Annotated in this window: 24 protein-coding genes; all 24 read right to left on the bottom strand. The window is 58.3% G+C overall.

The window, feature by feature from the left end; all coding sequences use genetic code 11:
- Positions 1–17: 17 nt before the first annotated feature.
- The 24 genes from WDZ78_RS22080 to fliG all read right to left on the bottom strand — a co-directional run bounded on the left by WDZ78_RS22080 (position 18) and on the right by fliG (position 22185).
- Positions 18–692: a WecB/TagA/CpsF family glycosyltransferase gene (locus tag WDZ78_RS22080; RefSeq protein ID WP_425674248.1), complete on the bottom strand. Its 675-nt coding sequence runs from the start codon at positions 690–692 to the stop codon at positions 18–20.
- A gap of 203 nt (positions 693–895) precedes the next feature.
- Complete coding sequence (locus WDZ78_RS22075; RefSeq protein WP_020010447.1) at positions 896–1435, bottom strand: flagellar basal body-associated FliL family protein; 540 nt, start codon at positions 1433–1435, stop codon at positions 896–898.
- Positions 1435–1803, bottom strand: a complete 369-nt coding sequence (locus WDZ78_RS22070) for a hypothetical protein (protein ID WP_026363659.1) — start codon at positions 1801–1803, stop codon at positions 1435–1437. The genes WDZ78_RS22075 and WDZ78_RS22070 overlap by 1 nt, the downstream gene beginning before the upstream one ends.
- Positions 1804–1832: 29 nt before the next feature.
- A complete protein-coding gene (locus tag WDZ78_RS22065; protein ID WP_003503348.1) occupies positions 1833–2390 on the bottom strand; it encodes a rod-binding protein in 558 nt (185 codons plus the stop codon).
- A gap of 114 nt (positions 2391–2504) precedes the next feature.
- The gene (locus tag WDZ78_RS22060; protein ID WP_003503349.1) at positions 2505–2924 is read right to left on the bottom strand and encodes a hypothetical protein; all 420 of its coding nucleotides are present in this window, start codon (positions 2922–2924) and stop codon (positions 2505–2507) included.
- A 15-nt stretch (positions 2925–2939) separates the two neighbouring features.
- Complete coding sequence (fliR, locus tag WDZ78_RS22055; RefSeq protein ID WP_020010443.1) at positions 2940–3695, bottom strand: flagellar biosynthetic protein FliR; 756 nt, start codon at positions 3693–3695, stop codon at positions 2940–2942.
- Complete coding sequence (gene flhA / locus WDZ78_RS22050; RefSeq protein WP_026363658.1) at positions 3692–5779, bottom strand: flagellar biosynthesis protein FlhA; 2088 nt, start codon at positions 5777–5779, stop codon at positions 3692–3694. The genes fliR and flhA overlap by 4 nt, the downstream gene beginning before the upstream one ends.
- 157 nt (positions 5780–5936) lie before the next feature.
- Entirely contained in the window at positions 5937–6203 is a 267-nt protein-coding gene (gene fliQ, locus WDZ78_RS22045; RefSeq protein ID WP_003503352.1) for a flagellar biosynthesis protein FliQ, read from the bottom strand.
- A gap of 48 nt (positions 6204–6251) precedes the next feature.
- Positions 6252–6722, bottom strand: a complete 471-nt coding sequence (gene flgD / locus WDZ78_RS22040) for a flagellar hook assembly protein FlgD (RefSeq protein WP_425674247.1) — start codon at positions 6720–6722, stop codon at positions 6252–6254.
- Positions 6713–7162, bottom strand: coding sequence for a flagellar biosynthesis repressor FlbT (gene flbT, locus WDZ78_RS22035; RefSeq protein ID WP_020010440.1), 450 nt, complete (start codon positions 7160–7162; stop codon positions 6713–6715). Before flbT ends, flgD begins: the two co-directional genes overlap by 10 nt.
- Positions 7159–7503: a flagellar biosynthesis regulator FlaF gene (gene flaF, locus WDZ78_RS22030; protein WP_004432537.1), complete on the bottom strand. Its 345-nt coding sequence runs from the start codon at positions 7501–7503 to the stop codon at positions 7159–7161. The genes flbT and flaF overlap by 4 nt, the downstream gene beginning before the upstream one ends.
- Positions 7504–7537: 34 nt before the next feature.
- The gene (locus tag WDZ78_RS22025; RefSeq protein ID WP_425674246.1) at positions 7538–8641 is read right to left on the bottom strand and encodes a flagellar hook-associated family protein; all 1104 of its coding nucleotides are present in this window, start codon (positions 8639–8641) and stop codon (positions 7538–7540) included.
- 3 nt (positions 8642–8644) lie between these two features.
- Complete coding sequence (gene flgK / locus WDZ78_RS22020; protein WP_026363657.1) at positions 8645–10123, bottom strand: flagellar hook-associated protein FlgK; 1479 nt, start codon at positions 10121–10123, stop codon at positions 8645–8647.
- 22 nt (positions 10124–10145) lie between these two features.
- Entirely contained in the window at positions 10146–11441 is a 1296-nt protein-coding gene (locus WDZ78_RS22015) for a flagellar hook protein FlgE (RefSeq protein WP_020010437.1), read from the bottom strand.
- Between the two features lie 104 nt (positions 11442–11545).
- On the bottom strand, positions 11546–12217 hold the full coding sequence (locus WDZ78_RS22010; RefSeq protein ID WP_004432529.1) for a response regulator transcription factor: 672 nt from the start codon (positions 12215–12217) through the stop codon (positions 11546–11548).
- 282 nt (positions 12218–12499) lie between these two features.
- The gene (locus WDZ78_RS22005; RefSeq protein ID WP_020010435.1) at positions 12500–13066 is read right to left on the bottom strand and encodes a lytic transglycosylase domain-containing protein; all 567 of its coding nucleotides are present in this window, start codon (positions 13064–13066) and stop codon (positions 12500–12502) included.
- Positions 13014–14363 carry a flagellar hook-length control protein FliK gene (locus WDZ78_RS22000; RefSeq protein WP_425674245.1) on the bottom strand — a complete coding sequence of 450 codons (1350 nt, stop codon included), beginning with the start codon at positions 14361–14363 and terminating at the stop codon, positions 13014–13016. The genes WDZ78_RS22005 and WDZ78_RS22000 overlap by 53 nt, the downstream gene beginning before the upstream one ends.
- Positions 14360–15637 carry a chemotaxis protein MotC gene (gene motC, locus WDZ78_RS21995; RefSeq protein WP_425674244.1) on the bottom strand — a complete coding sequence of 426 codons (1278 nt, stop codon included), beginning with the start codon at positions 15635–15637 and terminating at the stop codon, positions 14360–14362. The genes WDZ78_RS22000 and motC overlap by 4 nt, the downstream gene beginning before the upstream one ends.
- Entirely contained in the window at positions 15634–16920 is a 1287-nt protein-coding gene (locus WDZ78_RS21990) for a MotB family protein (protein WP_425674243.1), read from the bottom strand. The genes motC and WDZ78_RS21990 overlap by 4 nt, the downstream gene beginning before the upstream one ends.
- Positions 16917–17573, bottom strand: coding sequence for a hypothetical protein (locus WDZ78_RS21985; RefSeq protein WP_425674242.1), 657 nt, complete (start codon positions 17571–17573; stop codon positions 16917–16919). The genes WDZ78_RS21990 and WDZ78_RS21985 overlap by 4 nt, the downstream gene beginning before the upstream one ends.
- A gap of 313 nt (positions 17574–17886) precedes the next feature.
- Complete coding sequence (locus tag WDZ78_RS21980; protein ID WP_020010430.1) at positions 17887–19179, bottom strand: flagellin; 1293 nt, start codon at positions 19177–19179, stop codon at positions 17887–17889.
- 308 nt (positions 19180–19487) lie between these two features.
- Positions 19488–19925 (bottom strand): hypothetical protein, encoded by a 438-nt coding sequence (locus WDZ78_RS21975; RefSeq protein WP_003503394.1) that lies wholly within the window; start codon positions 19923–19925, stop codon positions 19488–19490.
- A gap of 5 nt (positions 19926–19930) precedes the next feature.
- Positions 19931–21013 (bottom strand): flagellar biosynthesis protein FlhB, encoded by a 1083-nt coding sequence (gene flhB, locus WDZ78_RS21970; RefSeq protein ID WP_425674241.1) that lies wholly within the window; start codon positions 21011–21013, stop codon positions 19931–19933.
- Between the two features lie 128 nt (positions 21014–21141).
- Positions 21142–22185, bottom strand: a complete 1044-nt coding sequence (gene fliG, locus WDZ78_RS21965; RefSeq protein ID WP_020010428.1) for a flagellar motor switch protein FliG — start codon at positions 22183–22185, stop codon at positions 21142–21144.
- Between the last annotated feature and the right edge of the window lie 18 nt (positions 22186–22203).

Here is a 22203-nt window from a genome sequence, read left to right as displayed (position 1 = left end):
CGATTGCAGACGTTGTCTCAGCTCTTGCCGAGCGCGATGTGCCAGGGTTCGGCGCAAAGGCTGTAGAGCCAGCTCATGTGAAGCTTGCGGAAAATTTCCGGCATACCGGCCACTTCGGATGACAGAACCTTGAACAGAGGCCCAACCGCGATGGTGACCCGCGCATTCTCGCGACTGACCGTGCGGTGCAGCCATGTCTCCTGGTTTTCCTTCAGCATTCCCGCCAGCAGAACATCCACCTTAACGCCCGATGCATCCCGGTTCAGCATGACGAAATCGTGCCAGGGTGCATGCGCCCGCAACTTGGCGAGAACCTCACCGATCTGCGCCGCATCATCTCCAGCTACACCGATCCGTTTCGGCACCGCCATATAGGTCAGAAGCGCCATGGTGAAGGCGACGCCGTCGATGGCGGCACGCACAGGCTCGCCATTCCCGTTGCGCGCGGCGGCCCTCATTGCCTTGCCCTGCGGCAGAAGCAGGCAGCTTTCCAGAATCTGTCGGTAGGCATTGTCCTTGAGCGACAGCTTCGCTTTCTCCAGAGTAAGAAAGGACAGCATCGTGTGCCCTTCACAGGCTGAAGCCCTGCTACTGAGCAATTCCAGCGCCCCATTCCAATCGAGATCACAGACGCGCAGTCCGTGGATATTCCGTTGCGATCCCGGCCGCGCGAAACCTGACGCGAAACTCATTGCCAACCCCCAATACCAAACCCGTCGCCACCGATCCGACGCATGGTCTGCGGGATGGTGGTTCATGGGTCTGTTTATACAGGTGCAGGTTGAATTTAGCTTGAAAGCAATCTCTCGAATGCCCGGGGATGCGGCAAGAGACAATTAACCAGAAAGGTGCTCCGCATCCTGCAGCCGGCCAAAGCCCCCTCGCCCCTTGGCCGTCAGTGGCTTGGCGCCGCAGCCGCTTCTTTTCCGGCTTCGGCCTTCTCGCCTTCGACGAGCTTGACCGAGCGCGGCGTGCCGTTGCCGTTCTGCTCACGGATGTCGGCTTTCGACAGATAATCGAGCTGTTCGATCAGCACATCCTCGACCACCTCGTCATCGAGCCTCTTGTTCAGCCCCTCGCGGATGCGCTGCTTGAAGGCTTCGGGATCGAAGGTGGAGATGTTGGCGATATTGACCATGGAAGAACCCGCGAGCAGCGTGAACAATTCATCGGTCATCAGCTGTGTCGCCGGCAGCTCGATCTTCGCCATCTTGGTCTTGTCGACGCGCAAGGAAATACGGCTGAGGAAATAGCCGTTCACCCCGCCGTCATTGATGACGGGGATCGTGATGCTTTCACCCTTGACCAGTTGCAGACTGGCCTTTTTCGCCCCCGCCTCATCCGGCGCGGGCGCCGTCGCCAACTGGACGGAGAAATACACCGCGCCGAGCGTGACGGCGCAAACCCAGACGCCGGTGAGAAGAAGCTTCAACATCAGGAGGCAGCACCGTACATGAATTGTTCCTGCGAATAGGTGCCGTCCGTATCGGCTTCCTGGATCGCGTTCTTGAGCAAGTCCGCAACGGCGCGAACCGCGTTCAGATGCGCCTCGACACGGCTGGCGTTGGTGGCTAGCTTGGACTTGATGCCCTTGACCTGTTCCATGTAACCGGCGGCGATTTCCTCGCGCGGCGTATCGCGGAACAGCATCGTCAGCTCATAAAGGCAACGGCTCTTGTGAGCATTGGAGACCTTGAAGTCGAACTGTGGGTCCTTACCGATATTGTCGTTCTCATTGTCGATGATCATCTCAAGGCGGCCGAGAACGGATTGGATACGGTGGTCGTTCGACATAAGGTCCATGCTTGTCTCCTCGTTAAGGTTTTTCATTATCAAGCCTCGTCTGTTTTCTCATTGGAAACACCGAGGACCTGCCGCTCGAACTCCGCCACCATCCGAATTGCAGCATTATGGTCTTTTTCATTCATCGATACGTCGGTAATGCCTTTGCTTTCGGCTTTCCGCAACGCATCCTTGTAAGCCTGCTCCGCAATGCCGACGCCGCCATTTCTGGAGATCGTGTCAGCAAACTGTTCGGCCATCATGCTTTTCCAGATCTCGCCGGCATTGCCCTTGCCGTAAACTTCCTCGCTGTCTTTCGGCAGCATGTTGGCCACGAAGGTCTGGAGTACCGAGGCTTCATATTTGCGGTAGGTTTCCGGGATTTCGGTGCGGGCCGCGCGAATATTAGTGTCCCCGAGGCCAGCCTTCGAGGAAGCGCCATCCAGCATATCGACCGCAGCGCCAAAACCCTTGCCGGCATCGGCAAGGCTGGTTGCGGCAAAAGCCGCCTTGTTCGCCTTGAGTTTTTCCTGCGCGACCTGAACTTCCTGGGGATCCGCAGCGCGAACCACATCCATCACCAGATCACTTATCACCGATATCGCCACGTCCAGATCTCCCGAGCTGACGAATGGGCGGCACAGAAAGCCGGCACATCCGCTCAATCAAGAAACATCGCCGGAGGCGTCCTCAAAACGCCTGCGATGCAACAATGGGACAGATTATGGATCGCCAACCTTGCTGGAGGCTGGTGTGTGGGAAACATTCGTAATTTCTAACAAATCATAGATTGCATTATCGTCGGCCTCGCGATCCTCAAGATCGCGGGCGATGTGCATCCGGTCCTCAAGCCTGTCGGCCTTGGTCTTTTCCTTCAGGACCTTGTTTTCCTGAAATTGCTGAACGCCTTCAAGCTGGCGGTCCTGGACGACGAGACGGCCGTAGCGGTCCGAATAATGCTTGGAGAATGTCTGATGCACAGGCTCCATGGAACTCATCGCCTCCAGCACGTTCTCCATGGATTGCGCCACTTCAGTGCGGGTGCGGGTGGTGTCGGCAAGTTCCACCTCGGCCATTTTCTCCATGTGCCGCTGAACCGTTACGAGACGTTTGAGTTTGGCCGAGCGCTTGTCCGAAGCCATGGCGTTTTCTCCCGATCAAAAGCCGATGAAGACCGGGCCGAAACCATCCACGAATTGGCGGATGAGGGCCGCGACCGACAGGTAAAGCATGAAAATGCCGCCCGCGAGAATGAAGGGCGTCGATATGAAGAAAACCGGGATCTGCGGTGCGAGCTTGTTGATGAGGCCAACCGCGACGTTGAACATCAAGCCGTAAATTACGAAGGGGCTGGCGAGCCGCAGCATGATCGAGAAGGAGGCCCGGAGCGTATCGGTCAGCGTAATCAGCATCTTCTGGCCGCTGATGAGCGCGCCGACCGGTGTGGCGGTATAGGAATCCACCAGCGCCTTGAGGACGATGTGGTGGAAATCGAATATGAAAAGCACCAGCAGGCCGCCGAAGGTGATGAAGTTGGATATCTGGTTTTCCTGCACGTCTTCGATGACATCGGCGCCGCCCGGCGCACTGAGACCGATGGAAGCGCCGATGAGCGCACCGGTGAACTGGAAACCGAGCGTGTAGAACCGCGCGATCAGGCCATACATCGAACCGATGACAACCTCGGTAAAGATGAGGCCGACGACCGTGCCCTGGCTTGCGCCGGAAACTTTCGGATAGATCGTGTCCCACAGCACGGGCAGAAGCGCCATGGACACCGCGACGCACAGAAGCATGCGAATCTGCGGCGAAATGCGCGAGCTTGAAAAGCCCGGCATGGTCATGAAGCATGCGCCGATACGGCAAATGGCAAGGAACAATGCAATGATTGTCCCCTGCGGGTCGGTTATCATGAAATGGCGCCCAGAATCTTGATCTCGAGACCCTTGGCCAGTTCCACATGCGAAAGAACCGGCAGGGTCGCAAAGAGTCGCTCGATAATCATGCGCACATAGGACCGCGTTTCCGGCGAGGTTACAAGGACAAAGGGCAGGCCGCGATCCATGAATTCACGGATAACTTTGGATGCCTGCTCGGAAAACTCCTCGAGATGGCGGGGATCGATGTCGAATTCGACGATTTCGCCCTTCTGGTCGCGCTTGAGCGCCTGATGGAAAACCATATCCCACTTGTTGCCGAGGCGCAGGACGCGCAACACGCCATTGTCGGCCAGATCGCCGCAGAGCTGCTGCGACATGCGCACCCGCACATGTTCGACGATCTGTTCCGTCTTGCGCACATGCGGCGCGAGTTCGGCGACCGCTTCGAGAATGAGATGCAGGTTGCGGATCGACACGCGCTCGGCGAGCAGCAGTTTCAGCACCGCCTGCAGACCGGAATAGGACATGTGCGACGAGCAGATCTCGTCGGCGAGCTTCTTGTATTCGGGATCAAGCCTGTCGATGAGGATCTTGACGTCCTTATAGGACAGGAGCTGCGGCAGGTTGTTGCGGATGACTTCGCTCAGATGCGTCAGCACCACGGAGACGTTGTCGATCGGGTGGAAGCCTTCGCGCTTCAAATCCTCGGTGAAGGTTTCGAGAATGGAGACGGCGGGCATGCCGAAGGCGGGTTCACGGATTTCGTCGCCCGGAATGCTCGGCTTGCGCCCTGCACCCGTCACGACAAGAACATCACCGACACGCAGGCTGCTGGAGGCGATGGTCGTGCCGTGGACGCGGATCTGATAGGCCTTTTCCGGGATCATGATGTCGTCGGCGACCTTGATCTCGGGCACCACGAAACCATATTGGCTCGCGAATTTCTTGCGCATCTTGCCGACGCGGAAAGCCAGTTCCTGATGCGCGCCGAGAAGACGGGTGGAAACCTGCTTGCCGAGCGCCAGTTCGATCTCTGCCGTCTTCAGCACCTGCTTGACCGAATCCTTTTCCGCCTCGGTGGTCTGGAGAACCTTGTTCTCCTCTTCCTGACGCCGCAGCGCGCTTTCGGCTTCCGCCTGGCGTGGAATATACCAGCTGCCGAAGGCCATGATGCCGCCGAGGAAGATGAAGGGCAGGAAGGGAAGGCCCGGAATGACGGCGAGCAGTCCCATCAGCATGGCCGAGACCATCAGCGCGCGCGGATAACCGCTCAGCTGATTGACGACCGCCTGATCGGTCGAACCGGCGGTGCCGCCGCGCGACACCAGAAGGCCGGCGGCCAGCGATACGATCAGGGCCGGGATCTGCGAGACGATACCGTCACCGACCGAAAGCTTGACGAAAACATCAGCCGCTTCGCCGATCGGCATCCCGTGGCGGAAATAACCGATGATGATTCCGCCGAAGACGTTGATGGCGGTGATGATGAGACCGGCGATCGCGTCGCCGCGCACGAATTTCGAGGCGCCGTCCATCGAGCCGAAGAAGGAGCTTTCCTCTTCCAGTTCGCGGCGGCGGCGCTGGGCTTCCTTTTCGTCAATGATGCCGGCGGACAGATCGGCGTCGATCGACATCTGCTTGCCGGGGATAGCATCGAGCGTGAAGCGGGCGCCGACTTCGGCGATACGCGTCGCGCCCTTGGTGATGACGATGAAGTTGACGGTGATCAGGATCAGAAAGACGATCAGACCGATGACGAAGTCGCCGGACATGACGAGGCTGGAGAAGCCCGCAATCACACCGCCCGCCGCCGTCGGTCCCTCATTGCCGTGGGACAGGATGACACGCGTCGTCGCAATGTTCAGCGACAGGCGGATCATGGTCGCGATCAGCAGCACGGTCGGGAAAGACGAGAAATCGAGCGGCCGCTGAATCCAGAGCGCCACCATGAGGATAAGCACCGAAAGCGCAATCGAAAACGCCAGACCAATATCCACCAGAATGACCGGAATGGGCAGGAAGAGAACGCAAAGGATCGCCACAATGCCCAATGCGAAACCGATGTCTCGCATGCTCGGACTTACCTTGGGCAAGGAGATGACTGGTGGTTGCGCCATAAAATCGTCCTGTCTCTTCATGAGAAGGGCGACGGAAAAGCCGCCGCACGGTTCCGCGGCACCGGTTTTCGAAAAGCGAACGCAATTCGGCCCGATGCTTCAGCCTATCCCTAGCCGCCGAAGCTTGCGCGAAGGTGGCATCCATAGCGGACGGGCGTCAGAAGCCGGATTGAATGCGGGAGAAGACGAGATTGGAAAAGAGCGATATCTGCGCGCCCACGAAGGGAGCGGCGACGCCGAGCACGAGCATGATCGTGACGATCTTGGGAACGAAGGTCAGCGTCATTTCCTGAACCTGGGTCAGGGCCTGGATGAAGGCAATGACGACACCGACGATCATGGCGGCGAGAACCGCCGGTCCGGCCGCGACGAGAACCGTCCAGACTGCCGCCTGCATGATATCAAGCGCATCGGCCTCGTTCATCGTCGCATCCTTTATTCAGAAGGGCGGCATCATACCGCCCCTTTCATATCACGAACCGGCTGACTTATCCGAATCGCCATCGCTATCAGGTGTAGTCGCGATCGGGCCGTTCGAGAAGGTCACACCAGCCTGCAGCAGCACTTTGTCACCAGCTTCCGTGATGGCGACAACGCCGTCCGAATAGACTTCGACTTCCTTCACCACGCCGGTGACCTTGTCGTCGGCGCTCTTGACCGTCTTGCCGACCAGATCAGAAGCGCGCGTCAGCGCTTCGGCCTGCAGCATGCTCTTCAAGTGGCTGTTGGTCTTGATCGTCTGCTCGACCTGCGAGAAGCTTGCCAGCTGCGACATCTGCTGGCCGGCATCCATCGGGCTGGTCGGATCCTGGTTCTTCATCTGGGCGATGAGGAGCTTCAGGAAGCTGTCGTAGTTGAGCGATGCCGCGTTGCCATCAGTGCTGTTCGCACCGGCATTGGCCCAGGGATTTGACGCTGCCGAACTGACTGCATCTACCGCCATGGTGCTATCTCCTTGCGAATCTGTTCAATGGTTGCGGGGGTCATTTCCTGATTGCTGAGGATTTTTTCCTCGATCGGATAAAGACCACGAATGGCTTTGAGCGCCTCGAAAGCCTTGCCCGACGCAACCAGCCCGTCGATCCGCTTGAGTTCCGCCAGAACCTCATCATGCTGGAAGCAATTCAGCAGCATGCTGACCGACTTGCGGAACATGTTGGTCGACTGATCGCGTCCTTCCGGGTTGATGAGGATCATCTGCGCGATGAAATAGAGCTGCCTGAGCGGCGTCGTCGCCTGGTCGGGCTGCAGAACGTGGTTTTCAAGCAGGAACGTGACATCGTTCAGGAATTCGAGCGCCACCTTGCGATCCACACGCAGAACCGCGCCGTTGATGAAAATCTTTTCGCCCGATTTCAGCGAAATTCGAAGTGTACTTTTCATTTCAGTCCATCCCTGATGATGGTTGTCACGTCAATTATGCCCTGGAAATTCGTCGACTGACGTTTCCGGATCAGTTCGCACTCTTTCAAAATCCAGATCGCGATGGAGATCAGATTGGCTCTGAGTTCCATGGCCAGCTGGTTGTCGGGCTGCTTGAGATCCTCAATGAAGCGGATCCAGACCCGTCGAGTGTAAAAAAGTGCTTCGATCGTGTGGCGCTGCGAAGAGGAATCCCTTGCCTCCACCAGAAGGTCGATCGATTTTGTCAACGCCTGCCGCTCGCGATCCTTCGCGTTGGCGACACCATCCTCCATGATTTCGGCGTAGGAAAACTGGTACATTCATGTATCCTTTATCTGCCGCCACCCCTGTTCATCAGAGGTAGTTTACCAGACTCATTTTTTGCAGACGCGACGTGAGGCTGTATGCGATTTCAATCTGCTGCTGCAGCAGATCGAGGCGGGTCTTCGCCTCATAGGTATCGATCCCCTCAATATCCAGCAGATGCGTTTCGATGATCTTCTTCTGGGCGGCCAGTGAATCATTGGCTTTCGAAACACGGCTTTCGGAAAGACCAAGCTGGCTTTGCTGCTGGTTCAGGCCATTGATGGCGGTGCCGATATTGGTCACCGACTTCATCGCCACCATTTCGCGGATGCCGCTGTCCACCTTCGCGTCGAGGAAGGTCATGGAGGTCATCGCGGTCAAGGCGAAATAACGCATGCCCTGCGAATTGCTATTGCTCGACGTTTCAACAACCTCGTTCTGGCTGATGCGGCTCGTCATGTTTGTGTCGCTCGCCTTCGAACCGAAGGTCGTCCAGAAATCATAGTTCTGGCCGGCCGTCAGGCTGCTATGCGGCGGGTTCGTGACCGTGGTCGTGCCGTTGAACACGCCTTCGATATGGGTCATGAAGGCTTCGACCTGCGGTTTCGACAGGCTGGCAAAATCACCCACCGGCGGCGTCTGCGCCGCCATGAACGCGTTCAACTCCGTCTCATAGGCTTCCTTCAGCGGAGATCCATCCGCGAAATAGTCATCGACAGGCTTCACATCCGTATTGATGCCGGAAAACAGATACTCGCCATTGACCGCTGTATTGGCGAAGCTGGTGAAGTTGTTGAACGCATTCGAGATGGTCTGGGCAACCGTCGACAGCGTCGGTGCTTCACTGCTGGTATTGGGGACCAGAACTTTCTGAATCTCCTGCGCGGCCTTCGCCATGCCGTCCAGCGCCGTCTGCGAGGACTTGAGGCGTTGCGTTGCAATCGAATTGACGCTGACCAGCGAGGTGATGCGGTCGATATCGCGATTGAGATCGAGGCTGCGGGCGGTGTTGGCGCCCAGCGTCACGCCGAGATCCGCATGCTTGCCCGTCGTCAGCTCGGTATTGAGATTGGTCATCTCAAGCTGAGCCTTAAGAATGGTGCTGCGCATGCTGTTCTGCATCGCCAGCGATGAAATGAATGACGTTTTCATCGTTTACCTCACCATGTCCATCAGGGACTTGAGCATTTCATCAACGGTCGTCACCAGTTTGGTCGCGGCCTTGTAAGATTGCTCGATATCCATGAGCAGCGACAGTTCCTCGTCCAGGCTGACCGCCGTGCTGTTCGAATAGGAAGTGGCGGAGCGCTCATAAAGCGCGCTTTTCGCTTCGTTTGCCGAAGTCGCGCCGGAACGTTCCTGTTCGAGCCACCCCATCGAGTTGGTGCCGTATTTCAGGATGCTGGTATTCGTATCGATACGTGTCGACGCGGCAAAATTCATGGGCGCGTCAAAAGCAGTGACATAGCTGCGGATCAGGGTGGAGAAACCGGTTCCACCTGATGTTGCGGTATTGATCACGTAATCGGTACCGTTGATACCGCCGTCACGCAACAATTCCGGATTGCCACCTTTGGAAATAATTAACGCCGGGTTGACGGTAATGCTGGCCGCGAGCCCCGGAGAGACAGTTCCGTCCGGCGGAATTGTCGTCGCCAACGGCGAACCGTAGGTAAAGAGGCCAGGCATGTCTGGCAGACCGCTGGTCGGGTCCGCGGGCTTTTCCGCAAACATGGTGATGAGGCCGCGCGCGATTTCGTCGAGCTGGCTCTGCATCGTCGGCGCCAGATCATCACGCACCTGCATCAGGCCCTGAAGCGACCCTTCCGCCGTTGTGTTGCTGCCGCTGCCCGCCTTCAGCGCTACGCCATCGACATAGATGGCGTTGCCCGTGGTCGTCGCATCGTAGCCCGGCTGCGTCTTGAAGGTCACCCTGCGCGGCACGATCTCGAACAGCGTCGCGCCGTCAGTCGTATAAAGCGCCACATCGTTATTGGGGCGATTGACGACATTGATGCCGATGATGGAGGAGATGTCCTTCAGAAGCGCTTCGCGTTGATCGAGAGCGTCGCTTGGATCGCCGCCGATCGCCGTCTGCGCCTTGACCTCGTTATTGGCTTCCTCGAACTTCGCGAGCAGCCCGTTCAGCTTGTCGACCTGGAGGGAGATTTCCTTGTCGGCGCGCAGACGCATCGCCTGCAATTCGCTCGAAGCCTTGTTGAGGGAACTGGCGACATCCGTGGCCGAGGTGACGGCCGTCGCAGCCAGAGCGGCATCGCTCGGCTTGGCCGCGTAAGCGTCCAGGCTTTTCAGCAGTTCCTTCATATAGGTGGCCGGCGAACTCTCATAATCGTTGCCGCCGAAAACGCTCTTCATTTCCTGAAGGCCGTTGAGCACGGTGCTCTGGCCGGAAGCAAGAGAAGAGCTGGAGATTGTCTGCCTGAGAAGACTTTCATTCTGGGCACGACCGTTGGAGACGATACTCGCTCCAGCCATGGTCGTGCCGAGAATGGCGGTTCGCTTGACGTAGTTCGCATTGCCGACATTGGCAATGTTTTTCGAGGTAACGTCCGTCTGCTTACCTGTATTATTGAAAATCGACTGCGCAGTATTCATTGCTGACGTGAGCGACATTCATCTGTCCTCGTGAGAAGTATTATCTCTTCAGATTGATCAGGACGTCCATCAAATCCGATCCAGTCTGGAAGACTTTCGAATTCGCTGTGTAGATACGCTGGGATTCAATCATGTCGGTGAGTTCGCTGGCGATATCGACGTTCGACCCTTCCAGCGCACCCTTCTGGATGTAACCGAAGCTGCCCGACTGCGGGAAGCCGATGGTGACGACACCCGACTCGTTGCTCGGCAGATAGACGTTGCCGTTCTGCGGGCTCAGATTGTCGACGCTCGGCACGGTGGCCAACGCGAGCTGGTAGATGTTGCGGCGACCGCCATCCTGATAGACCGCCGTCACCAGACCATCCTTGCCGATTTCGACATCCTTGATCTGGCTCGGACCGTTACCGTTTAGAACGGCAGTACCGGGCGTGAATTTCGAGGAAAACTGCGTCATCTGCGACATGTCGATATCGATCGCCTGCGCCACACCGCTGTTGCTGTCGTTGATCGTTATCGATTTATCGGATCCGCTGGTGAGCTTATTGGTAGCGGGGTCGAAGGTCAGCGTGACAGTTTCCTTGACAAGCGTCGCCGGCGCGGTTGCCGTATAGGGGAAGCCGCCATCCGTTGACTGGTCCTGACGATATACGCTGACTTCCCACTGAGGGTTGCCGGAAGCGTCATTGTCGATCCGCGTGTAATAGAAGTCGTAGAGAACCTTGGCGCCGCCGCTATCAAAAGCTGTCAGCGAAGTCTTGGCGCCAACCGTCGAGGTCGCAACGTTATCGCTCGGACGCGATCCCGCAGCAACGATTGCCTCGTCACGATTGAGGTTTGCCGGGAAACTGCCCTGCGTGGAAGGCGAAGCCGTCAAACCGAAGTCGTTGATGTTTATGGCTTCGAGGCCGGTAAAGCCGTTGACGACGGCAGCCGGCGGATTAGCTCCGTAGGGATAGCCCATCAGCTTGAAGCCGGCAGCATTCTCCAGGAAGCCTTCGGAATTCTTCTGGAAGGAGCCCGCACGTGTGAGATAAGGCGTGCCCGATCCATCCTGAACCACGAAGAAGCCGTTGCCCTGAACCGCAAGGTCGGTGCTCGAGGTGGTGTAGGACAGGTTTCCCTGCTCCGAAATGCTGTAGCGAACATTGGACTGTACGCCGCCCGACGCGTAGCTGCCCGATGAGGAGGGCAGAACGAGCGAGGAGAACGACGTGGATGCACGCTTGTAGCCGGTGGTGCTTGCGTTGGCGATGTTGTCGCCCACGGTCCCCAGCTTGTTCGCCTGCGCATTCATGCCGGACACACCGGTTCGCATAGTGCCGAAAATACTCATTCAAAAACCCTCGTGGTCATCTTCAGGGAGAAGGTAAAGCGTTTGGCTTGCGTGAAGCTGTCGGAAATACCGCGTTTGAAAAAGACCACGCGGGTCAATGAAAATCATTGCCAATCAATGCTATAGCCGAGAAACCGCTTGGAATCGACCGGATCGTAGCCGAGCTTCTTGCGCAGCTTCTTGCGCAGCTTGCTGATGTGGCTTTCGACAACGTTTTCTTCGACGTCATCATCGAAGATGCCGTAGATGGCATTGAAAATCTGCGCCTTGGAAACGCGGCGTCCGCGATTGGCGATCAAATATTCGAGGATACGGCGCTCACGGCGCGGCAAGGGAAATACCTCGCCACCCACTTCGGGGTCGCGGCCGTCGGAGAAAACCCGAATCGGCCCCGCATCTGTGAAGTTCGATATGACCTGCAGCCGGCGACGGATGGCCGCCGCACGCGCAAGGATTTCACGGGGGTGAACCGGCTTGCGCACGACGTCGTCGACGCCGCTGTCGAAAAGCGCCAGTGTCGATTCCAGCGAGGGCTGGTCGCTGACCGCGATGACAGGCGCCGTCGTGCGATCCCTGATCGCCTTCGGCAAGGAGAAGCTCCGGTCGCCCTGGCCGATCAGGAAGGCTTCCACAGCCGCAAGATCGCTTTCCGCCGCCGTCGAGACCCACTCCCCGAATTCGACCGGATCGAACCCGGTCGAGGGAATGCCCTCACGCCCAAATAGAGATGTATAGCCGTCTTTAACGAGCTCGCGCTCATCAACCACTACGATCATTCGTCCGCCTCCGAATCAGTGTGGTGTTTTCCAATAAGGCATTGGTACGAATCGGGGGATTCAGCGACAACTGTAGGAAATCATCGATAGTTATTAATAATTGATTAACCATTTTGTGCCGATTTGATCTATATATAGTGGGTATTAACCATATATGGCACAAAATTTTTGTGTAGAAATTTCAAAATTCCGAAAAAACCGCTTGAAATGCCTTTTTTCGATCAATCTATCGCCACATTTCAAAATACGAGGCCTGCGGCGCCTAAAAGCAATTTCAGGTTGTTATCCGTCGCAGAAATTTTTCGCGTTGGGAGTCCATTTCCCGTAGCCCGTCGCCACCAGATTGGCGATAACACGGCAGACGTATTTCTTCTGCGCCGGATCATTGTTCGGGCCGGCATGATAACGGGCCACCGCCATGGTCCAGGTTTCATGCCTGTTGTGAAGGTTGCGAAGGAACATGGCGGCATATTCCACATTCCGGCGCGGATCGAACATTTCCCGCGCTGATGCGAAGTTTTCGCCGTGGAAATAATGATTTATCTGCATGCAGCCGAGGTCGATCAGCTTGGCGCCGTTGCGCTTTGCAGCCTCGAAAGTCACCAGGGCTTCCTCGGTGGAGGTCGCAAATACCGGTTTTCCTTCGATATTCATGGCATTGGGGTCGAGCCGCCCCTTGCGGCCCGTCTCGGTCAGGCCCACAGAATAGAGAATTCCCTCCGGCACGCCATATTTGCGTGCCGCCGACTGGATCTCTCTTTCACAGACGCCTGATGTCGCCGAGGCTGACGCCTTCTCAGAGGTAGACGCCATTGTCAGCAGAAGAGCGGGCAGAGCCAGGAGCGCCATCCATGCTTTCATTATGCACCCCCAAATTATCGCCATTGCCTTGCCGACTGCCCCGTGCTCCGGACTCGTCACGGTTGCGCCCAGCGGCGGCCTGCTGGCCCTGCTGCTGCGCCTGCTGATTTTGCTGATTGTTGCCCTGTGTGCCCGTTTGGTCACTCTTGTCGGAAGAAGCGATGCTGATGGTGATGTTATCGACCGTCAGACCCTGCGCCTTGAGACCCTCAAGGATGCTCTTGCTGTCGTCCTGGAGCTTTTTATAGGCCGCTACGCTCTCCACCGTCATGTGAACGGCAAGCTCGTCACCGGCGAGACGCAGCGACATCGTCACCGATCCGAGCTCGATCGGCGTCATGTGCAGCTTCAGCGTATGCACGACCTTGCCGGTGCTGCTCTGGGCCGCCGCATTGGAAAGCGACGAACCGGGCTGCATGGCGCTCACCCATTCCGGGTCATTAACGATCAGGCCGGTCAGGGCCGAAGCGTTGGTGGAAGGCGCCAGACCGATGAAACGCCGCGAATCGAGGACCGTGATGGTATCTGCCGCTTTGCCGTTGCTTTCCCGTGCATCGAATTCGACACGGCCCTCACGCTGCACCGTGCTCATATCGAGAGCCCGGGCAGCGCCCGAACGCGGAGACGAGAAACGGAACGACGAGGCATCACCTTCGTTTTCGGAAGCAGAGCCCGCCTCGTTACCGGCAGCTGCAATGCCTGTCGGCATGTCCTTGACCAGATGCTCGGCCTTGCCCCGGACAGGTTCAGCCCGGTCCGATTTCACCGTGTCGGTCTTGCCGGCAATCGCCTGTGCAATTTCCTCAAGCGGCGTCTTGGCTGTCGCCACATCGGCGGCGTTGGCCGCAACCAGCTGCAGTTCCGCGAGCTTCGGATCGATCACATCGGCCGCCGTCTCGGCGTCCTTGTCGGTGTCGTCCTTGAGCTTCTTGCCGGTTTTGCCGTTCTCGGGTGTGCGAGCCGTTTTCACGGCGTTCTGAAACTCCGCCAGCGTCTCATGGGCGCGGCCTTCGCCGGCATGCTCGTTGACGATGGCATTCAGAAAAGTTGCGGGCCGCTTGACCGGGACATCCATCTTTTCCGCCTCGCTATCACCCTGTGCATGCTGTTCTTCGGCAGGGTTCTTGTCCTGCTGATGCCGTGAATGCAGAGCCTGCGGCGGCCGCTCGTCCCGGACCGTGGAAAGGGCGTCGCCGAAACTGCCGCCCTTGGCGTCGTCCCTGACGCCGGCGCGCGGATCGGATGGTGGCGCATTCATTATCGCGTTGATGGTTGCGTCGATCATGGTGCCCCCTCGCCTTTCTTCAACAGGCTGTCGATTTCATCGAGCTTGCTACGGCCACTCGTCACGAGTTGCCGGACATTCTCGCCCTCATCGTCAGCCTTCTGGGTTTCAACCCGCCATATGCTCTTTGCATCGGCACCGGTCGCCTCGTTTTCGGGCGTATTCCGCCCGGTATCCTTCGTGGCCGCAGTGTCTGCCCCAACACCAGACTGCAGGGAAGGAGGACGAACCACCTGCTCTGCAATCGCCCTTGCCGCCTCCCGCAGGGCCCTGTCCCGATCCGAAAGCTGTGCTTCGGGGATTTGCCCGATTGTCTCGATCGCACTCACCACATCTGGCGTGCCGATGTTGGAAAGGCTTTCATAGAGATTTGCCTGGACTTCAGGCTCACCCGGCAGCGACGGAGACAGCGCCTTCGCCTTCAACGCCGCCATACGCGCCAGCGAATCCTTGCCGCTGATCGCCGCCAGGCGGGAAAGGCGCAGGTAAGCTTCTTTCTGCCTCTCGGTATCCATCATGGCGAAGGTTTCCTGTATCGCCTCTTCGCCGATGGAGTCGGCGCGTTTGACCACCAGCGAGACCAGAAGGTCGGCGAACTGGCTGGCATAGGGCGAATGCAGGAAGCGCCGCGCATAACGCTGCGCATAGTCGACGCCGCGCGCAGCATCGCCGTCTTCAACCGCGATAGCGAGCGAGCGGCGCAACGCCGCCTCCTCAACGATGGTGCCGGGCGCTTCGAGCCGGGCTATGTCGTAAAAGCCGAGTGCGGCAAGCGGATCGCGCGGGATCGTCACATTGCCGCCGATCAGCGCCAGATAGGCGCCAATCCGCTTGCCGCGATATTCAGGCACCATGGCCGCGATGCTCTGTGCGACCAGCGTTCCCTTGCCGGACAGGTATTTGCGCAGGATATCGGCAACACGGCTATCGAAATTGCCGTCTACATCGCGCGCGACCAGCAATTCCAGCGTGGCCGGGTTGCCGCCGCTCATCGCATAGATGAGCGCCGCATCGACATTGCGCGGATCCTTGAAGATCGCCGAAGGGGCGCTCTTCAGCCGCTCATCGATCGTCTGCAGCAGAAACCGCTGCATTTCAGCGGCGGAATGGTCTCCCATAGCCACAGAATCCTGCACGAACTGCAGGGAGCGCAACATGGCATAGGGCATCAGATTTTCTTGCGACTGCGAAAACGCCTTGATCGGCTCGGAGCCGAGACCGCAAAGCGTCGCCGCAAGAAGAAGCCAGCGTTTCGAGGTTTTCGTCACACTCACCCCCGATCGGCCTCAAGCAGAATTTCGATGCGGCGGTTGGCGTCTGCCAGAGGGTCCGCCGGCACCTGCAATCTGCGGTCCGCGAAACCCGAGACCTGCTTTACCCGCTCTTCCGACAGGCCGCCGCGCACCAGCATGTAATAGGCGCTGTGCGCACGATCCATGGAGAGCCGCCAGTTGTCATTGGCCTCACCCTTGAACTGCCGTCCGTCGGTATGGCCGCGGATCACCACGCTGCCGCCCCGCTCCTGAAGCAGTTTACCGATTTTTTCCATGGCCAGAACCATTTCGCGCCGGGGAACGGCCGATCCGATATTGAACATCGGCGTTTCCGTCTGGTCGGAAATGGTAAGCAGCAATCCGCCTTCGGCCGGCGTCACCACCAGACCTTCGGAAAGCTTGCCGGTAATGCCTGAGATCTGCTTCTCGATTTCCTCGCGCAGCGTATCGGCCTTTTCCCACTCGGCGTCGCTGGCCTTTTGCTGCTGCTCCGGCCTGGGCTGAGAAAGCGCTGCCTGCTCTGCGGCGTCCGGACGCTGCTGCGGCACCACGGCGGCGACTTCCATCGACTTGCCGTCTTCCGTCTTGTCGGCCGGTGTCTCGGACGACTTAAGCGCGACCGCCTGAGCGTTTTCGGCCGCATCCTCCTGTTTGTTCTCCGCGAGCTGCTGCTGTTCAACCGGTTTCTGCGGCTGATCGGCGCGGGTGATTTTCACCTGCTGGGTCCAGAAATCGGGATCGAAGGGATCGCGATAGGCTTCACCGCCGCTCGCGCCCGTCGCCGGGCCGGAATCAGCAGCGCCGCCCTCGCCCTTGGCGCTGACATTGGCCTGCTGCCCCACCTGCTGGGCAATTTCAGCCAGCACGGAATAGGGATTTTCGAAGAAGTCCGCTTCGGAGAAATTCGACTGCTCACCGGTCTGGGAGGTCAGATCTTCGCCCGTCGCCGCGGCGGAGCCTTTGGTGACTTTTTCCGCCTGGATGTTGGACTGATCCTTCTTCTGGACGCCCTCTTCCTTATCGACAGGCTTTTCCAGCCCCTTGGACGAGGGTTTCTCATCGGACAGCTTGATCGGATTGAAATAGCTGGCGACCGAGGCCTTGGTTTCCTCGTTGGCGGCATTGACCAGCCACATGACGAGGAAGAACGCCATCATCGCCGTCATGAAGTCGGCATAGGCGATCTTCCAGGCGCCGCCATGGGCGCCATCGTGCCCGCCCTTGTGGCGCTTGACGATGATGATCTCGTTCTTGCCGTGGTGGTGGTTCTCGCCTTCACTCATTTCATCACCTTGCGAAGACTGGAGGCCCAGGCGGACATGCGCGTCACGAACACGCTTTCACCCAACTCGACGGAAAGATCGATATCGGTGGTCTCGGTAAATTTCATCGTTTCTTCTTCAAAGCCCGGCTGCGTCTTCAGTCGCTCGAACAAATCTCTCGGGCCTTTCACGACAAGCGTAACCCCTTCGCCATCCGGCATGGCGGCGCGCACCACATCGGCCAGCGCCGTAACCGCCTTGAGCGACAGCTTTTCCGTCAGGAGGGGGGCAAGGATATTGGCTGTCTGTTCGCTAAGATTGGCCGCGATCGCGTCGATACCCTCGCGCAGACCACGGGACAGGGACGCCGCAATTTCTTCGAGATGGCCCGAACGCAGGGCCTCCAGCTCGGCCGCATGGGCAGCGATCAGCTCTTCCCGTTCCGCCTGCATCTTCTCGGTGATCTCGCGGGTGGCGTCTTCGCGGCCGCGGTCATAGGCCGCCTGTTTCTCGCTCTCCACGTCAACGGGAGCAAATTCGTCGAAAGCGGAAGCACCATCGGCAAAACTGGAGAGGAAATCTGTATCGGCCAACGGGTCGCCGAGGGCCGGCGCCGCCGGTTGCGGTTGCGCTTCACCGAAGTCCTTGAGAAACCGTGCAATGGACGCGCTCATGCCTGCCTCCGGCAAAACAGGAGAAAGGGGCCAGACATGTTTCGTTGCCCGCGCGAATCGCAAAAGCCTCGCCGCATTTCCAGACGGAAAACCGGGGTCCACTTTTCCTGGAAATGCTCTAAGCCGTTTGGCGGCACCACCGTCATCCTTGCTACCCTGCCCGTCTCTTCCACGTTTCCCGGCCGGATCACGCCATGCGATCCGCCCCATACTGACCCGACGTTAGGTGTTCAAACTTGTGCGAGGATGAAGGCGGGCGTGATCGGCAAGCCTGCGCCCATTCATCCCCGCGCGCCCACGCCGGTCGAACCCGTTACTTGAAGAGCTGGAGGATATTTTCCGCGTTGGCATTGGCGATGGAGAGAGCCTGGATGCCGAGCTGCTGCTGCGTCTGCAGCGCCTTCAGCCTGGTCGATTCCTCGTTCATGTCGGCATCAACAAGACGGCCAATACCCTTGTCGATCACATCCATCAGGCTGGAAACGAAGTTATCCTGCATGCTGATGCGGCTCTGCAGCGAACCGAGGCTGGAAGCCGTGCTGGTCATCGCCTCAAGCTGCCCGTCGACGAAGGACATCATCATGTCGATGGCGTCGGCGTCGGTATAGGTCGTGCCGCCGCCGGCAAAACCGCCCATGGCTGCGGCGACGACATCGAGATTACCGAGATTGAGGGTGGACACGGAAAACCCGAGGGAACGATCGGCGGAAGCCGCCCCGCCGCTAAGGTCGTAAAACCAGTCGTTGCTGCTGGTGTCGCGATAGGCGGGAGAAACGGTGGTGCCACCGCTCGACGGATTTGTCGCCGTCACCTTCACCCATACGTTTTCGGCAAGGCGGAGATAATTGGCAGTCCCGTCGCTATAGACATTCGGATCCGTATTCGTATCCGTAGTCGCGGCATTCAGCGCGCCGATCTGCGCATCACTGAGCTTCTCGACGACGTGACCGGCGTTCGTCGCCTTACCCGCAGTCGTCGAGGTCTGAGTGACTTCATATTCCGTCTTGCTGACAAAAACGGCGTTCTTGTCGAGAATCCCGAGCTTTCCACCGCTGAGGTCGAAAAGCACCGTACTGCCGTCGAGCACATAATCAACGGTGGTGACGCCGACATTGCCTGCGCCCGTGCGGGTGAAGGATGCAACGACCTTTTTCGTGATCGATTCTTCAACCGGCGGCGTGCCACCGTTGCTGATGCTGGCCTGCAGCCAGTTTTCGCCCGAGAAGGAGGCCGATTCGGAGATGCTCTTCAGCTGTTCCTGAAGCTGCTTGATTTCATCCTGAATCTTGCCGCGGTCGGCGCCAACGCCGTAGGCGGCGACGAGCTTGGCCTTGATCTGCTTGACAACCTCGATCGTGCTTTCAAGCGCGTCGTAGGCGGTGTCGACCTTGGCGGCTCCCAGACCCAAAGCGTCCTGCACGGCCGAAAGCGCGTTATTGTCAGAGCGCATCGTCGTTGCAATGGACCAGTAGGCCGCGTTATCCGCCGCAGTCTCGACACGGTAGCCGGAAGACACGCGCGCCTGTGTTGTCTCGAGGCTCTTGTCGATCATGCGCAGGGTTTGCAGCGCGGCCATCGCCGCCGCATTGGTCAAAATGCTGGTCATGGGGTCCACCCAACTCAAAATTTAAGAAAAAATCCGGCGCTGTGCCGACAACGAGCAGAAGCATCATGCGCATCGGCAATGGCCTGAACCGGCCACCGCGACCTGCTGTTCGTTAACAAATCGTTAATGCGATAGGTAACAAACAACGGGACTGATTTGCAAGGCGTTCCTGCCTTTCGCAGCCGGGTTTCGCATAAACCGGCAGGCTTCAGGCAAGCTCTGGTCAAAACGCACCGGAACGAGGCCGTTGCGCCCGCGATTTCGGCGGGCGCAACGGACATGACGGCAATATTCCGCAGATGATCCGGTTAAGCCGCTTCGCCCTGACGGGTGGGTACGAATCGGGCAGCCGTCAGGCTTTTCCGAAGAAACTCGGTGTTTTCGTCCGGATTTTCGGAAGGGTTCTGAAACGAGACGTGATTGATCTCAACCGCTGCATGTTCGTTGGCGAGCGTCAATCGCGCATAGACCGTGGCGCCCTTCGGCTTGAGCTCGAGATCGAGAACGATCTCCGGCGCGCCTTCCCATTCGAGCTTGTATTCGCCGCCGGCGCCGAAATTGATCGTACCAGGGTGATAATAAAGCTCAGCCGCCGACGAAACGAGGTCGGCGATACTGCTATAGCACTCAAATCTAAGCAGCGAAATCAGGTCGGCCGGGTCTAACAATCGAAGTTCGGTGGCGATCGGGTTGATCGCCTCTGCGACGATCATCTCCCGCTGTTCGGAATAGGCGGATTTTTTCATTGGTTTTATTGAACCCGTATTTTCGATGACTTCATGGCGTAAACCCGATGAACGAGCTCGGCCACAGCCTTGTAAAAGACTGGTGGAATCACACTATCTACCGAGACTTGCGCAAACATGGAGCGTGCAAGCGGAGGGTCCTCAAAAACGGGGATATTGTTTTCTTCCGCAATCTCGCGGATTTTCAATGCGATAAGGTCCTGGCCCTTGGCCACGACAACAGGCGCGTCACCTTCTTCGCGAACATAACGCAGCGCCACCGCAAAGTGTGTGGGGTTGGCGATGACAAGCGTTGCGCGCGGCACATTGTTGATCATGCGGCGGCGGGCGCGGTCGCGGGCGATGGAACGCTGGCGGGATTTGACCACGGGGTCGCCCTGCGACTGCTTGTATTCTTCCTTCACCTCATGCTTCGTCATTTTCAACTGGCTGAACCAGTGATGGCGCGTCCACAAAACGTCGACGGCGGCAAGCAGCGCGGTGGAAAGCAGAATAACGACCATCATTTTTTTGACGATCTCGACCACCCGGACGAAAATGACCTGCGGATCGGAGAACATCAGATCGATGAGGCTGTAGAAATCGCCACGCAAAGCAAAGAACATGATGATCGCGACGATCATGATCTTGAATACGGATTTGCCGAATTCCACGAAACCCTGCTTGCTGTAGATGCGCGTAAAGCCCTTTGCCGGCGACACGCGTGACCATTGCGGACGCACCCGCTCAAGCACCGGCGACGGCAGGTTCTGGAAAAACGACGAAGCAAGCCCGAAAACCATGAACATGATCATCGCCGGCATGAGCAGATAGGCAATCGAGGTGCCGAGAAAATACAACAGCGACAGGGCGTCCGGCCGGGTGCTGAGGTCCCACTGTTCGGGCTGACCGAACAGGTCCTTCAATGTGACGCCAAGGCGACCGGCGCCATCGGGCAGGAAGAAGACCAGGTAACAGTAAAAAGCGAGCGACGAGGCAAAGATCGGCACTTCGCGAGAAAAGGGAAGATTGCCCTTTTCCGCCGCATCGCGGAGTTTTTTCTCCGTCGGGGCTTCTGTTTTACTGTCCTTGTCCTGATCGTCTGCCAAGGCACGTTCCCGGGATCAAAAAAAGGGCCCGCCGATCCCGGCAGGCCGTCATCCCGAAACTAGCGTCCGTGACCGGCCATCGCAATGGCCGGTTCCGCGGTAAGGGCGGGTTATCAACCGGCTTCCGCTTAAGCGGCGGCCGGTTGTTCCTCCGCAGCGGCTTCCTTCAGCTGTATCTGGCCGGAATTGGCCAGCCGGATCGCCTCCTGCGCCACCGCGCGGCGGGCAATCGCCACTTCACGGGTGTTGATCGAGGCCTGCGGCACCGCAAGGTCCGATTCGATCATGCGGCGCTGGCGCGGGCTGATGCTGGAGAGCACACATTCCTTGATTTCCATGGTGGCGCCGCGCAGCGCCATCGTCATGACATCGGCCGAAACATCGTTGAGCAGCAGGACGCGGCTGCGCTGCGGCATGAACATGAGGTCGTCGAAGAGGAAGATCTTCGGCTTGACCTTGTTTGCGGCTTCCTTGCTGAGCGTCTCGAGAGAGCTGAGCAGCGTATCGACCTGCGGCTTGTCCAGTTCGTTCATCAGATCCGCAACCTTCGTGGAACCGCCCGCATTGCGCTCGGCCTCTATTTCGTTGATGAGGTTGACCACACGCTTCTCGATGATCTGGGCAGCCGTCGGGCTGACTTCCTTCATGTTGACGGTACGGTTCATGATATCGGCGCGCTGCTCTTCCGGAATGGTGAGGAGAACCTTGGCGCCGAAGGAGGAAGGCAGCATGGAGAGAATATAAGCGATGGTCTGCGGATGTTCGCGCAGCAGGAACTTGCCGACGAATTCCGGCTCGGCTTCCTGCAGGCGGTCCCAGATCGATGCTTCATAGGCCTGGAAAGCCGCGCGGCGGCCGAGAAGGCTGTCCACCTCTTCAGGGGTCAGGCCCTCTTCGAGAATGCTCTCGATCGCCTTGGCATTGTCCATCAGACCCGTTCCTTCGGTGAACAGGTCCTCGAACTCGGCTACGATCTGTGCAAGCTCATCGGGAGGAATGACCCGCAGGGTCTGGGCCGAGGAAATGATCATCTGCAGTTCGTGCTGGGTGAAAAACTTCAGCAGCTTGCCGGCGACGCCCTTGCCCATGGCAAGAAGCACCGCGGCCGCCTTGTCGGCCTGAGACAACGGCTTGCCCGCAAGGGGGTTACCGAAATCCTCGAAGTCCATCATGGTCTTTCCTCTCCGTCC

The sequence above is a fragment of the Agrobacterium sp. M50-1 genome (genome assembly GCF_049843495.1).
Taxonomy (GTDB): Bacteria; Pseudomonadota; Alphaproteobacteria; order Rhizobiales; family Rhizobiaceae; genus Agrobacterium; species Agrobacterium radiobacter.
This window is presented reverse-complemented; position numbering and strand designations above follow the sequence as displayed.